The following is a 14840-nucleotide window of genomic DNA, read 5'->3' on the forward strand; positions in this document are numbered from 1 at the left end:
GTTAATCCGCGAGACGCTGTGCAACTCGCATTACTGAACTTCGCGAGCGTACATTTTCTTCAACTTCTTGCTTAGTTGGTTTCTGCTTACGACCAACTAAAGCCAATTTTTTACCTTTATTTAATTCTGTTTCCGTTATCGGCATACCTCTAGGCACTTGCTTACCTTGAGATTGCTTTTTCATAAACTGTTTTACTAAGCGATCTTCTAATGAGTGAAAGCTGATCACCACTAATCGCCCGCCTGGCTTCAACACGTTGAGTGATGCGTTCAATGCTTTTTCAATTTGTTCTAATTCGCTATTAATATAAATGCGGATCGCCTGAAAGCTTCGTGTTGCGGGGTGTTTTTTAATTTCTCGTTGGGGCGCGGTTTTCTTTATAAGTTCAGCCAGTTCACTGGTTCGAGTTAATGGCGCCTCATCTCGCGTATCAACAATGGCATTGGCAATACGCCAAGCATGCTTTTCTTCACCAAAGGTTTTCAATACCCAACTAATATCTTCAACATCTGCACTAGCTAACCACTGTGCCGCCGTTTGGCCACGGGTTGTGTCCATGCGCATATCCAGTGGTCCATCTTTCATAAAGCTAAAACCACGTTCAGCTTCATCTAATTGCGGAGAAGAAACACCTAGGTCAAGTAGAATGCCATCGACTTTACCCAGCAATTGATGTTGCTCTGCTATTTGTTGAAGTTCAGCAAAACCATGATGTTCAATACTAAAGCGACTATCTTGCGCATATTTCTTTGCCGCTTCTATCGCTGTGGGATCTCTATCAATGGCTATTAATTGCCCTCGTTCTGAGAGCTGAGATAAAATAAGCCCCGAGTGGCCGCCGCGACCAAAGGTACAGTCAATGTAAATACCGTCTGCTTGTATCGCGAGTCCTGTGATTGCTTCGTCAAGCAGCACAGAAATGTGAGACTTATCTGTTTGCATTTTGTAAACGCCGTTTTGTAATAATTCTATGTGTTATAAAGATAAATCAAGTAATCGTTCAGTTAATTCGATTTCACCTGACTGTATCTTGGCAATGCCTTGCTGCATTTGATGTTGCCATGCCTGTTCGCTCCAGATTTCAAATTTCTTCAGCTGACCAACTAACATTATGTTTTTTTCTAAACCGGCATGTTGACGCAACGGACCATTAATTAATAAGCGACCACTCTTATCAATCTCACAGTCGGAAGCATTACCTAACAATACTTGCTGTAATATTCGCTCCTGTGGATTCATACTCGATAAACCACAGAGTTTTAATTCAATTTCTTCCCATTCAGGGACAGGATAAAGCAGCAAACAGGGGTGTTGGATATCAACGGTGCACACCATTTTTCCTTGGCAATCAGCAAATAGCTCTTCGCGATACCTTGTTGGTATCGTGATCCTATTCTTGCTATCAAGCGTAATTGCACTGGTGCCTCTAAACATAACCCTATTTTTATTTTTGGAATCTACCTAGATCCACTATTTCCCACTTTTCTCCACATTGTTACAGTTTAGTGAGTAAAGTAAAGTGATGTCAAGCAAAGAATCTTTAATTTGATCGCCATGATCACTAATAAAATAAAGGGGTATGAGGAAGTTTATGTTTTTGTGGGGTTTTGTGGATCTGCGTCCCAGAAAATGGCAAAAATTTTATTTTTTACCATGATATTTTGAATAACAAGGGGGATCAACGACTAAATATTTGATAATCATGTGCAATTATATTCAAAGACAATTCTTGCCCTTGTTGGTAGCACACATCACTGTAATAACTTAATTGTTGAAATGAAAGCCTTGGTTCATCGGACAGACTGGCCAATAAATAATGAAAGCCTTGCTCCGTTATACTAACATGATGAACAACCACATTGGCAGGTTGCTCCGCGGCTATTTCAACGTACTTTGGTTTCACTAATAAATAATACTGTTCATCAACCTTATTGTTCTCCAATCTCTCAGAAGAAAATTCGCTCAATGGACCTAAAGCACTTTGCCATTTGCTAGCTTGTTGTTGTACGGGTAACCAACTGCCTATTTGTAAAAAGTCAGCGACTTGCCAGCTAGCTGGCTGTTGAAAAACATGTGCGGGTGTACCTGATTGTAATATGTCACCATAATGCATTACCGCTATTCTATCGGCAAAGGTGAAGACTTCATCCTTATTATGGGTAACAAAAATGGCGGTCATCTCTAACTGCTTCAGTAAACTACGTAACTCAAGCATTAATTCATTACGTAACCTAGCATCTATATTAGAAAACGGCTCATCAAGTAATAATAGCTTAGGCTGTGGGGCTAATGCTCGCGCAATTGCTACTCGTTGCTGTTGACCTCCCGATAGTTGATGAGGATAGCGCTGCTCTAATTCGGTTAACTTTAACAAGGTTAATAAGCGATCAACGCGCGCAGCTTGTTCATTTTTTGTTAGATTGGCAATGCCAAAGGCAACATTTTGTTCAACGGTTAAATGCGGGAATAATGCATAATCTTGAAAAATCATTCCTATTTGGCGATCTTCAGCCGGGGCAATATAATCATGCGAGGCGACGAGCTCTTCATCCAACACTATCTGGCCGTTGGTTTGCTCGATAAAACCTGCAATAGTATTGAGTAAGGTGGTTTTGCCACAACCACTCGGGCCGACTAACCCCAAGATATTCCCAGCATCGAGTGTTAAATCAATGTTTTTTAACAGCTGCTTGTCTCGCAGTTGCACGTCTAGATCGCTAATCGTCAGCAAAGTTGTCAAACGTTACTCTCTTTTATTCAAATAAATAATGGGCAATAAGCCAAATAATACAATGAGCAAGGCCCCCAATGCACCTCGTTCAAGCTGTTCATCAGATATTAATTGATAAATCTGTGTACTCAAGGTGTCAAAATTAAACGGTCTAAGTAGTAATACAGCTGGCAGCTCTTTCATTGCTTCAACAAACACCAACAGCCAAGCCACAAAGATTGATGACTTTAAAATAGGCAAATGCACTTTTAATAAACTACGCCCTAATCCAACGCCTAAACTGGCAGGTGCAATATCAAGAGACGCAGGGATTTGCTCCACCCCACTTTGAATCGTACCATTGGCGATTGCAGCAAAACGAACCACCAGAGCAAAAACAATCGCAAAAATGGAACCTGATAACAGTAGTCCGGGACCAGAGAACGACAAGGCTTTAGCAAGATCGTTAAGCCAATGATCTAATGGCCCAAAGGTGGCTAGCATTGCCATTGCCAGTACAGTTCCTGGAATGGCATAACCTACCCCGGATATTTGTAGCGGATATTTACGCCACGTATGTGAATGTAAGCGATTAAACAATACCAAGAGTAATGCTATCAGCGTGGTAATAGTTGCGGTAAAGACTGAAACTTTAACACTGTTTAGCCCTGAGCTTAGCAGTTGTTGAAGTTGGGTTAAGGTTGCATAATCAATGGCCATCTGCACGAGTAACAAGCATGGAATGACAAATCCCGCCAACACGAGCAGCCAGCAATACCCTGCAAACAGTAAATGTTGACCTGTGCTCAGTTGCCGTAATTGTATGTGGTTATTCGGTCGGTTTGATTGATGTCGATGACCCGCCCTCGCCTTTTGTTCGGCGACAACAGCAAACAGTACAAATAACATCAAAATACTCGCCAGTGCATTGGCAGTGGATAGATCGCCATATTCTAACCAAGTATCATAAATGGCTGTGGTTAAGGTATTAACAGCAAAATATTGCACGGTGGCAAAATCCGCCAGCGTTTCCATCAAGACTAAACTGGCGGCAATCGCAATAGCAGGCCGAGCTAATGGCAACGCCACTTTGATAAAACTTTTGGAAAAACTATAGCCGAGGCTGCGGCTGGCACGCAGTAGTTGTTGGTCCTGACATTCAAACGCGGTACGTACCAACATATACACGTAAGGAAATAATACCAAAGCCAGCATAATAGCAGCACCAGTAATGGTTCTGATATCAAAGAACCAATAATCACTGGGTGATTGCCATTGAAAATATGCCCGTAATGCCCTTTGCACGGGACCGGCATAATCAAACAAGTCAGTATATAAATACGCGACTAAGTAAGCTGGCATGGCTAACGGCAACATTAATAACCAACGCAGGTATCGCCGCCCCACCACATTGGTTTGACTAATGATGATCGCACAAGGCACGCCAAAGAGCAGCGCAATAAACACCACTAATACTGCCAATATTAGCGTATTACTAATGTATGTAGGTAAAACAGATTGCCAAAGGTGAGAAAACAGCTCGCTAGAAACAAAGATACCTGAGGTAAGCATCACTAGCACTGGTGTTATTAACGCCAGTGCTATTAACCAACTCGTAAAGCTCCATGCTTGACTTTTATGACCAAGGCTCAAAATAAAATTCTATTACAAGTCAAATTTAGCCTGATCAATAAGCTTTATCGCAGCTTTACGGTGCTTGGCGATTTCCGCTAACGATAACTCATCCGCTTTAAATGTTCCCCAAGAAGCCACCAATGCTGATACAGGAACACCGACTCTTACAGGGTACTCCATATTCGTTTCAGCATACATTTGCTGGGCTTTAGCTGATACTAAAAACTCCATCAATTTTAATGCGTTGTCTTTATTAGGTGCATATTTTGCCATGGCAACACCCGAAATATTCACGTGTGCGCCGCGATTATTTTGATTTGGGAAATTAATATTAACAGCGTCAGCCCATACTTTTTGTTTGTTATCTTTAAGCATTTTGCCAAAGTAATAACTATTTCCTAAAGACAAATCACATAGATTTTGATGAATTGCTTGTACTTGACCACGATCACTGCCTTGTGGCTTACGTGCTAAATTGGCTTTTAGTCCTTTTAACCACTGCAAGGTTTCCTCCTCACCATGCTCAGCAATCATAGAGGCAACCAAGGCAACATTATATGGATGTTTACCACTGCGTGTACAAACACGGCCTTTATATTTAGGGTCGGCTAAATCTTCATAATTAAGGGCAACCTCGCCTAAACGCTTCGCTGAATAAATATTTCTCACCCGAGTCGTTAAAGCAAACCACGTATTATCTGTCGCTTGAAACTGGGCAGGTACTGCTTGTTCTATCACAGCTGATTCAACTGGTTGTAGCAATTGATTTGCCTGTAACTCAACCAATCGACTGATATCGGTGGTGAGTAACACATCAGCAGGGCTGTATTCCCCTTCGCGTTTTAATCGTTCTGCCATGCCTTTTTTAGCAAACACCACATTGACTTTAATCCCCGTTTCTTTGCTAAAAACATCAAATAACGGTTTAACTAAAAAAGGTTGGCGATAAGAATAAACGTTCACTTCTGCCGCTTGCGCAACAATGCTGGGTAATAATAAACAGGTTAATACAATCTTCTTTAACAAGGAGGTATTTAACATCTTAGTTCCAATCCAAATAGAGTAATGATGGTAGAGTGTAATTGGCTGCAAGCCTAATGAACAAACGAGGTACTGTCAACATTTTTGAGAATAGTTCTCATTTGAATTGATTTACATCAGTTTATCATCAGATAGTCAGCACTATCTAACTTCAGTTTTGTAAAAGTAACGACAACATAGGCAAAGGTAAACAAGCTTACGCCTTGTTGATGACTTCAACAGGTGAATGTTCGCTAATATAGGCGATAGCATCAGATGACAATACGCGATTTGATAAATAGGTTTTTCCGCCAGCGTGCTCAATAATCCAGCCTAGTTCAGTCTGCATCAAGCGGGAAATATCTGACCAAGAAATCATTGTTTGTTGATAGAAAGAGTGACTTTTAATGCCTTGTTCATCAATCGTTAATGTAACCTCATTATTGGCTGCCTTGCTTAGCAGTTGCCGAGCGACCCACCAAGGCTTTTTATAATAAACACTTAAGGCTTCTAATATGCCCAGCGCAAAAACAAACCAAGCAGCGTAAGGGTTAACCTCAGTGATTAGCACCAGTAAGGCTCCAAAAAAGATAAAAAATATCGATTTAGCATAAGCACGACCAACACTGATTGGTTCAACCGATTGCTCAAAACATTCATTAAAATACTGTTTATCTAAAACATAGCGCTGTTGGTAGCAAAATTCTGTATTCATTAGCCATCATCTGTGGATCATAAAAATAATCACACGTTAAAAGAAAAGTGTATTCTAACGAGAAGCACCTATTGATCAAAGCAGTAATTGCACCGCACCATTTGAGCAAGCAAAACAGCCTGCTTAGCGAATGAATGCTTAACCTGCATTTTTATCTGACGGCTCTATATCGACCACTTCCTCTGGCGATGACGTTCTCTCTAAAAGTTGTCTGATCTTGTTCTTTGTTGCTGCGGTTAATTTACCACGCGCTTGCTCTTCCTTTAGCATGCTTGCAATTTGGTCAAACAATTGATCGGCATTATTGTTTGATAAATGATTGTTAATCGTAGCAAGTGGCGACTGCTTGGTATTTGTTTCAGCTGTATGCTCACTCTTAATGGGTGGCTGCTGATGGGCAAATAAATTAAGCCATATATCCGTTTGCTGCCCTAATTTCATCAATTGATTAAACTGGCTTTGCTCTTTCGATGGTTGACGAAAAATGTCGAAGAGCGTACAAACAAAGGATACAGGACTGAGTAATAAATCCCTAAGTGCATCGAATGCTAACTTAATTTGAAAAATTAGTAAGCTTTTCACCATAGTCCAACGACTATATGAGTTTTCTGACATGATTTACCTTACGCGATTAACACCTTTCATTTAGCTGCCATATCTTATACCAATGGAAATATTAGTAACAAAATAAATTGCTAGCAGTTGTAAAAAATTAGCGTAATATTTTTAAGGAAAAATGATTTTACTGCCGATGCTGACCATTTAAATGCATCAAAAAGTTTAATGAAAGCATCGCTATCATTAGACAATAAGAATCAGACATAAATGCGCCCTAATGTTAGTCACACATTAAGGCGCATGATCATGAAACAAAGAAGTGGAATTTGCTTTGCACCTTAAGTGTAGTACAGCTTTGCGCAATTTCTACTAAATTAGTTAGCGAACAAATATATTTAGCGATTAGCAATTGCTTAGTTATTAAAAATATTAACAATTAAGTTTTCTGGCCGTGTTCAATTAATTTAAATTGGCTATTGTTTTCCCCATAAATATACAAATCACAACTGCGCCAAGCAGACGGTAATTTCCACGAATTATTATTTTCTACTGTATATACATGGCGCTTGTTAGCACAACGAACATCTAACTTAGTTAACCTGCCACTGATCTCAGTTAAGGTAAATTCATTGCGCACTAAGCTATAATGCCAAAAATCTTTGTTGCCGATATCGCCGGCAACGACAAACGCTTTTTCACTGGCAATGAGGTCTTCAACTTTTTCCATTAAATTATTGTACTGTTGACGCTGCTCTGAGTTGATATCAAGTTTCATTAACTGCTGATAAACATCGGATGCCATTTTAAACTGACTTAACTTTATCGCTAACATAAAACGATTACTTAACACCGAGTGTTTAAATTGTTGAGATTTCTCATCATCATTAATAAACGAGATGTTAGATAAATGTGCTAACTGTTTTTTTGAATCACCCAATTGCTCCGCGTGTAAAGCCAGTAGGCTTTGCAAATAATTATGTTCACCAATATGGCGATATTTGAATGATTGTAATCGTTCTTTTAAACGCTCAAATTCTGGATAATCTTTTTTCTTTAATGCATCAATTGCTAACTGATACGCTTTACGAAATTTTTTCCTGACACCATCGCTTCCCCCTTCCATTTTAAAGCTTATTTTTACCGTATTGACACATTGTTGGATCGGCTCACCATTTTCCATGGCAGGTTCGTAGCGCCAATTTTTTATCGCTTGTTTGGCAGCTTTAGTAATATCTTTACTGCCAGATGATTTCAGTTCCACCACATTTGAAACCGTGCCATCTTTTTCAACAATAAAGCTAAACTTTGCCCAACCTGCGCGACCTTCACGGGCGGCTTTCATCGGGTATTTAGGATTTACGCGCTTTATCGGTTCAGGCTGAACCACAGCGGCAAGTTGTTTAGATAGCTTAATACTGTCATCAGCGAAGGCGTTAGCAGTCAAGCAAACGAATAAAAACCATAAGAAAAAATTAAGCATAAGGAGCATTCCATTGACTACATTAGATGTTAACAAACAATTAACAATTTAACATATAGATAGCTAAATGGCATGATCTTTTTCATGCTAGACAAAGACTTGCTTCATATAACAACTCAGTTACTATAATAACCATCATTCTATCCGTCATTTAATTAATGACACGTTCTCACCATGGGAGCATCGTTTTGCCACATTTATCCACCGTTAATCGCATCACTGAACAAAGTTTTGGTCAACTTTCATCTGGTGAGCAAGCAAGTTTATATACCTTAACCAACTGCCACGGCATGCAAGTAAAGCTCACTAATTACGGTGCGATAATTGTAGCTATTTATGCGTTTGATAAGACACAGCGTTTAACGGATATTGTACTCGGATATGACAATGTTGCAGACTATGAAACAGATAGCTACTATTTAGGCGCCATTATTGGTCGATACGCAGGTCGGATCAAACATGGCAAAATACATATTCTCGGCAAAGATCACCAGCTTGAGCTAAACGCTCCTGATAGCCAACTTCATGGCGGAAAATCAGGACTCAACAAGCAGCTTTGGCAAGCTAAATGCACTGAAGAACATGACTCAGCATGCGTAAGCCTAAGCTACACTAGCCCAGATGGAGAGGCTGGTTTTCCCGGAGAAGTGGCCTTCACGATTAATTATCACTTGAATGATAACAATGAGTTGATCGTTGAATATTTTGCCAGCACAGATCAACCAACCTTAGTAAACCTCACCCAACATAGTTACTTTAACTTATCGGGTCATAGCAGCAACAACATTTATCAGCATTTAGTGACGCTCAATGCCGATAATTTTTTACCTATGACAGAACAAGCTTACCCAACTGGCGAAATCACACCAGTTAACGGCACAGTGCATGATTTTACTTCGCCAAGAAAAATCGGTGAAGCAATGCATAGCGATGACAAACAAATACAAATTGCCAAAGGCTATGATAATTACTGGTTAGTAAATGAAGATAGCCTAACAGAGCAAGCTTTTGCCGCTCAGGTCGTAGCCCCCGATACAGGGATCACCATGCGCCTATTTACCGATCAACCTAGCCTGATTCTATATACAGCCAATTACATTGACGGTAGCCAAGTTGGAAAAAACAACTATCGCTATCAACAACACGGCGCATTATGTTTAGAGCCACAACGAGCCAATAGCAAAGCGCTAGGTGCAACGTTAGATAATACTCTGCTTATGCCTGAGCAACCTTTTTATAGCCGCTCTCGTTATTTATTCAGCGTGGATAAATAAAACACAAAAAAAGGAAGCAATATGGCTTCCTTTTTTAGGACAATGATTAGAGATCAAATTACACATCTAATAATCTTTTAATATCTTCAGTGATCTGGTCTATTTTCATAACATCAATCGGCGCAATAAAAATAGTATCATCGCCCGCTAATGTACCTAAAATACCAGCAGATTCCCCCATACTGTCCAGCATACGGGAAATCAACGGCGCACCACCAATACCTGTTTTCACAATAATTTGGGTATTATTATGTTTAACACTGACAACAACCGATTGTATCGCCTGCCTTGATTTAGGAATAGCAAGCTCGTCAGGTAAAATATAAACCACTTGATTACTGGCATTACGCATTTTCACAGCGCCCAGTTTTGACAATAAACGTGAAATTTTTGCCTGCGACATATTTTTAAAGCCCTGTGTAGCTAATGCATCAGCTAACTGGCTTTGAGAACCATAACATTGCTCTTTTAATAAGGCTTTAAATGCCAATGCTAATTCCGCTTCATTTTTCTTACGTTCAGATGTCATTATCGTCCTAATCACCATACTAGAATAATTAATATTTTAGCTATTTTAATCAGTAAATCCCACTTTTTATTCACTATTTAATGGTAATTTACAGTAATGACACCGACTTATGGGCTTTATGTAAGAAAAACAAGCACAACAAGGTGAATATTTATACTTTTATATGTCATCAGCAATGAATGGCTTAAACCACTAATTGCCGTTGTTCATCTATTCCCATGGATAAAATAAAAGGTGCTTGCTTTTGTTTGTTAATAAAATCAGCTTTACAAGTCAGCCCCAACCACTGGTGTTCAATTAAACATTGAGCAACAGCTCCTCCTAATGTGGCGCCAGGCCCTAATATGATTAATTTATCTGGTGCATATTCTTTTATTGCCACTTCAATTGCCTTACTAAAATGATAAGGCTCAGTCACTTGCGTGCCTAAGGTGTAATCATATAATGCCTGACAATCAGTGGCATAAGGTTGCCAAATATTTCCTAAACCATCAACTAATGGCACCGTTGGCGCATGAAACAAATTACTTGCCAGCAATTGTTTAGCTTTTGTTGAAATATCATTGAGTAACGGCGTGTGAAATGCAGCATGATTAAACAAATTCATCGGGTACCTGTCATCTATAACAGGTAGCTTTTCTTGTATTGCCTGTAATCCTTTATTATCACCACCGAGCACAATATAGCCACCAAGATAGATAGAAACATACACCTGACAATCCGCTTGGCGATTAACTTGCTCCACTAAATCAAGCACCAGCTTTTCTCGGGCACGGTCTTTTTGCCAATACTGATCGACAATAGGGTAAATAAGCTGACCACCAATTACTCCATTTGTCATCATTGAGCCCATGGTATTGATCAGCGCTATCGCACCGTCATCATGCAATGCACCAGCAACCGCTAAGGCAATGTACCAACCCATAGAATTACCAGTGACAGCAACAATATCGTATTGCTCTGAGTTAATGGCTTGATAATCGCTGTGAGCACACGCGTATATCAGTGCAGAGGCATTTTCACCTGCAGTATGAGTGCGCATGCTATATTTTTTCATCGCATCCAATTCGCTGATCAATGGCTGGTTTTGTGCTTGTCGATAGTTATCTATATAAGCAATAAAGTCTTTTTTATCAGCATGTAAGCGCGAAAGATAACCAAGCTCTTCTTTATTATATGTGCCTCTTCCAGGACAAATCACCACAGCTCTTTGTTTTCGGGTACGGGTCATTTTTTCTTCCTAGTTATTTGTGTTGCACAATGCTATTGCCATTTCGACAATATCATCTTTTGACGGTAATACCTGATACGCAGCACTACCCAATGGAATAAAGCTATCATGAGCACACAAGCGCTGAACATCTCGAGCTTGCTTATCAGTACATTGCTCGGTCAATAATGCCATTATCGCTTCGCTAATTGAGCCAGTTTGTCGACATTCATCAACAATCAGCACTTTTTCACAGCGGTTAACCTGCTCGATGATCCCTTTCTCATCCAAAGGTGCTAACCAACGTAAATCGACAACCCGACAATCAATGCCTTTATCACACAATATTTTTTGTGCTTGGCGAGATAAATAATAGCCATTACCGTAAGTTAATATACATAGCTGTTGACCGTCTCCAGCAACATTAACAGATAGTTCACCAACCGACTCTTTTGCAACTTGTGCCGGAGGCTGATAATCAAATGTCCATAAGCCATCGCCTTCTTGGTGCAAGTCTTTCGTCATATAAAGAGCGATCGGCTCTAAAAATACCACTACGCGTTTTTGCTCATGCGCCAACTTGACCGAGGTTCTTAACATTTGTTGAGCATCAGCGCCGTTAGAAGGACAAGCAATAATGAGCCCTGGAATATCGCGAAATACCGCAAAAGAATTATCATTGTGAAAATGCCCACCAAAACCTTTTTGATAAGCTAAACCAGCAATACGGATCACCATAGGGTTGGTGTATTGTCCCTGACTGAAAAACGATAATGTCGCGGCTTCACCCCGTATTTGATCTTCAGCATTATGCACATAAGCCAAGAATTGGATTTCGGGGATAGGGAGAAAGCCATTGTGCGCTAATCCTATGGCACCACCTAAAATAGACTGTTCATCCAATAAGGTATTTAACACTCGATTTTGACCAAAACGATCAACAAGCTTGGTCGTCACATTATAGACACCACCTTTACGAGCAATATCTTCTCCAAGCATGACAATTTCGCTATGCTCCGCCATTAAATCCATTAACGTCCAGTTGATCAATTTTGCAAGGTGCTGTTTTTTAGTCAGATTATGCTTCTCGTGAGCAAACAACGCCATCCGCTCTTTATCGCTAATCGTATTAATAGCTGTTGGCGCTGTTGTTACTTCAGGTGCAATACTGGCCATCACTTCTTCTGCCGAAGTAAGCCTTGGACGCGTCACAACTTGCTGTGCAACATGAATAATCTGTTCAGCAATGGATTGATAAATATGTATCACTTGTTGTGGTGACAATATCTGCTGTTCAATCAATAGGCGCGCGCTATGCAATAATGGATCATTTTGCTCATTGGCATTAATTTGCGCTTCTTTTCGATAAACAAACTCAGCATCAGATCCTGCATGACCCAATAGTCTGATCAGTTTGACATGCAAAAACACCGGCACTTGCTTTTCACGTGCAATTTTTGCCGCACGCTTCGTTGCTCGATAGGTATCTAATAGATTCAGGCCATCACAACAAATGTATATTAGTCCAGCTCGATCTCGATAGTTAGCCGCCACCCATCCGGAAGGTGTTGAGGTTGAGATCCCAATGCCGTTATCTTCACAAACAAACACGATCGGCATAGGAATTGATTGATATGCCGCCCAGGCAGCACTATTAATGGCGCCCTGCGCAGTGGAATGATTAGAAGATGCATCACCGAAACTACAAACAATGACACTATCGTTAGGCATTTCACCTTGGTGCTTAAGTCGTTGTGCTAAACCAACAGAAAATGCGGCACCCATCGCTTTAGGTAAATGAGACGCGATAGTACTGGTTTGTGGTGGGATCGATAAGGCTTTGCTACCTAATACCTTATGACGCCCACCAGAAATAGGATCATCTTTAGCGGCAGCAAATGATAACAACATATCATAAATTGATGTTTGCCCATCGACTTGCTTACCGCGCTGAATAGTAAAAGCCCCACTTCGGTAATGTAAAAAAGCCATATCGGTGGGCCGAAATGCTTTGGCAATAGCAGCATTACCTTCGTGCCCAGAGCTTCCAATGGTATAAAAGCTTTGACCATTTTTTTGCATCTCACGAGAGTGCAAATCTAAATGACGGCTGATAACTTGTGTTTCAAATAGATCAACCAATTGTGTAGCTGAAAGCCCAACTTCTTCGGGGGTTAGCTGACAACTTAATGGCGGCAGATCAAATTGTTCAACCGCTCGAACAAAATTTTCTTTCAAGCGCTGATTACGATCAGACATGACAGATCCCTATAGTACTAGAGCGTTTTAATTTTTAGCTATATAGTTTGTTCAAATTCAAATTATCCTAGCTATAGCGCTGACTATTGGCATAGTAGTCTATGACAACAGTCAACAACAAAGGTAGGGTGCTTTAGCTTGAACTATTCAGGCAGCACATTTGTACAATCACAGCAAAGTTCAACACGCTCTGGTTATTTTTTTATTTTAATAATCAATACACTAGTTTAAAAAAATGCCTGAATACCTGTTTGTGCACGACCAAGAATAAGCGCATGAATATCATGAGTACCTTCGTAAGTATTCACCGCTTCTAAGTTGATCATATGGCGTATCACATGGAACTCATCAGCAATACCATTACCGCCGTGCATATCACGTGCGATACGGGCTATTTCCAGCGCTTTACCACAAGAATTTCGTTTAACCAGTGAAATGGCTTCAGGAGCTAAGGTGCCGGCATCCATTAATCGACCTACTTGTAAACTGGCAAACAGTGCTGTGGTAATCTCTGTTTGCATATCTGCTAATTTTTTCTGTACTAACTGAGTAGCTGCTAATGGACGACCGAACTGTTCGCGATCGAGCGTGTACTGTCTGGCGGCATGCCAACAATATTCTGCAGCACCTAATGCCCCCCACGAAATACCGTAACGAGCTTTATTTAAACAACCAAACGGGCCTGACAAACCTTTTACATGCGGTAATAAGTTTTCTTCAGGGACAAACACATTATCCATCACCACTTCACCTGTAATAGAAGCTCGCAGTGAAAATTTACCCTCAATTTTAGGGGCTGATAAGCCTTCCATGCCCTTTTCAAGAATAAACCCTTTGATCACACCATCAAGTTTGGCCCAAATAATAAAAACATCGGCAATCGGGGAATTCGTGATCCACATTTTGTTACCCGTTAAGCGGTAGCCACCATCAACTTTAGTTGCTCTTGTAGATAGGCTTGCCGGATCAGAGCCTGAATTAGGTTCGGTTAAACCAAAACAACCAATTAACTCACCGGTCGCTAATTTAGGCAAATACTTCATTTTTTGTTCTTCAGTACCATACGCATGAATTGGATGCATCACCAAAGACGACTGCACACTCATGGCACTACGATAGCCACTATCAACACGTTCAACTTCACGGGCAATTAAGCCATAAGTCACATTGTTAACATTGGCACAGCCATATTTTTCCTCAATGGTACAGCCTAATAACCCCAATTCGCCCAGCTCACGCATAATTTCAGGATCGAATGTCTCATGGCGGTTTGCTTCGAGTACCCTTGGCATCAACTTATCTTGACAATATTGATGTGCGCTATCTCTGATCATTCGTTCTTCTTCAGACAACAATGAATCGAGTAATAATGGGTCTTGCCAGTTAAAACTTGGTTTTGAGGTTGCATTTGACATAAGTATTCCTAAATTTGTCGAACAGACAGGCTAA

The 14840-nt window shown here is 40.4% G+C and carries 13 protein-coding genes; 1 reads left to right on the forward strand and 12 read right to left on the reverse strand.

Annotation, left to right across the window (positions count from 1 at the left end):
• Nucleotide 1: 1 nt before the first annotated feature.
• The 8 genes from rsmH to IV514_RS10055 all read right to left on the reverse strand — a co-directional run bounded on the left by rsmH (nt 2) and on the right by IV514_RS10055 (nt 8119).
• Nucleotides 2-943 (reverse strand): 16S rRNA (cytosine(1402)-N(4))-methyltransferase RsmH, encoded by a 942-nt coding sequence (gene rsmH / locus IV514_RS10020; protein ID WP_206485073.1) that lies wholly within the window; start codon nt 941-943, stop codon nt 2-4.
• A gap of 33 nt (nt 944-976) precedes the next feature.
• Nucleotides 977-1435, reverse strand: coding sequence for a division/cell wall cluster transcriptional repressor MraZ (mraZ, locus tag IV514_RS10025; RefSeq protein ID WP_206485075.1), 459 nt, complete (start codon nt 1433-1435; stop codon nt 977-979).
• 244 nt (nt 1436-1679) lie between these two features.
• Complete coding sequence (locus IV514_RS10030; RefSeq protein ID WP_206485077.1) at nt 1680-2741, reverse strand: ABC transporter ATP-binding protein; 1062 nt, start codon at nt 2739-2741, stop codon at nt 1680-1682.
• Between the two features lie 3 nt (nt 2742-2744).
• Entirely contained in the window at nt 2745-4364 is a 1620-nt protein-coding gene (locus IV514_RS10035; RefSeq protein WP_241242277.1) for an iron ABC transporter permease, read from the reverse strand.
• 12 nt (nt 4365-4376) lie between these two features.
• The gene (locus IV514_RS10040; RefSeq protein WP_206485079.1) at nt 4377-5387 is read right to left on the reverse strand and encodes a Fe(3+) ABC transporter substrate-binding protein; all 1011 of its coding nucleotides are present in this window, start codon (nt 5385-5387) and stop codon (nt 4377-4379) included.
• 196 nt (nt 5388-5583) lie between these two features.
• The gene (locus IV514_RS10045) at nt 5584-6081 is read right to left on the reverse strand and encodes a YcxB family protein (RefSeq protein WP_206485081.1); all 498 of its coding nucleotides are present in this window, start codon (nt 6079-6081) and stop codon (nt 5584-5586) included.
• Nucleotides 6082-6219: 138 nt separating this feature from the next.
• Nucleotides 6220-6696, reverse strand: a complete 477-nt coding sequence (locus IV514_RS10050) for a hypothetical protein (RefSeq protein WP_206485083.1) — start codon at nt 6694-6696, stop codon at nt 6220-6222.
• 379 nt (nt 6697-7075) lie between these two features.
• Nucleotides 7076-8119 carry an energy transducer TonB gene (locus IV514_RS10055; protein ID WP_206485084.1) on the reverse strand — a complete coding sequence of 348 codons (1044 nt, stop codon included), beginning with the start codon at nt 8117-8119 and terminating at the stop codon, nt 7076-7078.
• A gap of 188 nt (nt 8120-8307) precedes the next feature.
• Here IV514_RS10055 and IV514_RS10060 point away from each other — a divergent pair, with 188 nt between their 5' ends.
• The gene (locus IV514_RS10060) at nt 8308-9393 is read left to right on the forward strand and encodes an aldose epimerase family protein (RefSeq protein ID WP_206485085.1); all 1086 of its coding nucleotides are present in this window, start codon (nt 8308-8310) and stop codon (nt 9391-9393) included.
• A 58-nt stretch (nt 9394-9451) separates the two neighbouring features.
• On the opposite strand, the gene argR is transcribed toward IV514_RS10060, so the two are convergent.
• From argR to IV514_RS10080, 4 genes are all read right to left on the reverse strand, one after another.
• The gene (argR, locus tag IV514_RS10065; RefSeq protein ID WP_206485086.1) at nt 9452-9922 is read right to left on the reverse strand and encodes a transcriptional regulator ArgR; all 471 of its coding nucleotides are present in this window, start codon (nt 9920-9922) and stop codon (nt 9452-9454) included.
• Nucleotides 9923-10106: 184 nt separating this feature from the next.
• Entirely contained in the window at nt 10107-11153 is a 1047-nt protein-coding gene (locus IV514_RS10070) for an ACP S-malonyltransferase (RefSeq protein ID WP_206485087.1), read from the reverse strand.
• A gap of 9 nt (nt 11154-11162) precedes the next feature.
• A complete protein-coding gene (locus IV514_RS10075) occupies nt 11163-13391 on the reverse strand; it encodes an alpha-ketoacid dehydrogenase subunit alpha/beta (protein ID WP_206485089.1) in 2229 nt (742 codons plus the stop codon).
• A 227-nt stretch (nt 13392-13618) separates the two neighbouring features.
• Nucleotides 13619-14806 (reverse strand): acyl-CoA dehydrogenase, encoded by a 1188-nt coding sequence (locus IV514_RS10080; RefSeq protein WP_206485091.1) that lies wholly within the window; start codon nt 14804-14806, stop codon nt 13619-13621.
• Between the last annotated feature and the right edge of the window lie 34 nt (nt 14807-14840).

The organism is Thalassotalea sp. G2M2-11 (genome assembly GCF_017168195.1).
In the GTDB taxonomy this organism is placed as follows: Bacteria; Pseudomonadota; Gammaproteobacteria; order Enterobacterales; family Alteromonadaceae; genus Thalassotalea_E.

Coding starts and splice junctions, on each gene's coding strand:
- IV514_RS10045 (WP_206485081.1), bottom strand. CDS start 6,081: ATGAATACAGAATTTTGCTACCAACAGCGCTATGTTTTAGATAAACAG.
- mraZ (WP_206485075.1), bottom strand. CDS start 1,435: ATGTTTAGAGGCACCAGTGCAATTACGCTTGATAGCAAGAATAGGATC.
- IV514_RS10050 (WP_206485083.1), bottom strand. CDS start 6,696: ATGTCAGAAAACTCATATAGTCGTTGGACTATGGTGAAAAGCTTACTA.
- argR (WP_206485086.1), bottom strand. CDS start 9,922: ATGACATCTGAACGTAAGAAAAATGAAGCGGAATTAGCATTGGCATTT.
- IV514_RS10070 (WP_206485087.1), bottom strand. CDS start 11,153: ATGACCCGTACCCGAAAACAAAGAGCTGTGGTGATTTGTCCTGGAAGA.
- IV514_RS10040 (WP_206485079.1), bottom strand. CDS start 5,387: ATGTTAAATACCTCCTTGTTAAAGAAGATTGTATTAACCTGTTTATTA.
- IV514_RS10075 (WP_206485089.1), bottom strand. CDS start 13,391: ATGTCTGATCGTAATCAGCGCTTGAAAGAAAATTTTGTTCGAGCGGTT.
- rsmH (WP_206485073.1), bottom strand. CDS start 943: ATGCAAACAGATAAGTCTCACATTTCTGTGCTGCTTGACGAAGCAATC.
- IV514_RS10055 (WP_206485084.1), bottom strand. CDS start 8,119: ATGCTTAATTTTTTCTTATGGTTTTTATTCGTTTGCTTGACTGCTAAC.
- IV514_RS10080 (WP_206485091.1), bottom strand. CDS start 14,806: ATGTCAAATGCAACCTCAAAACCAAGTTTTAACTGGCAAGACCCATTA.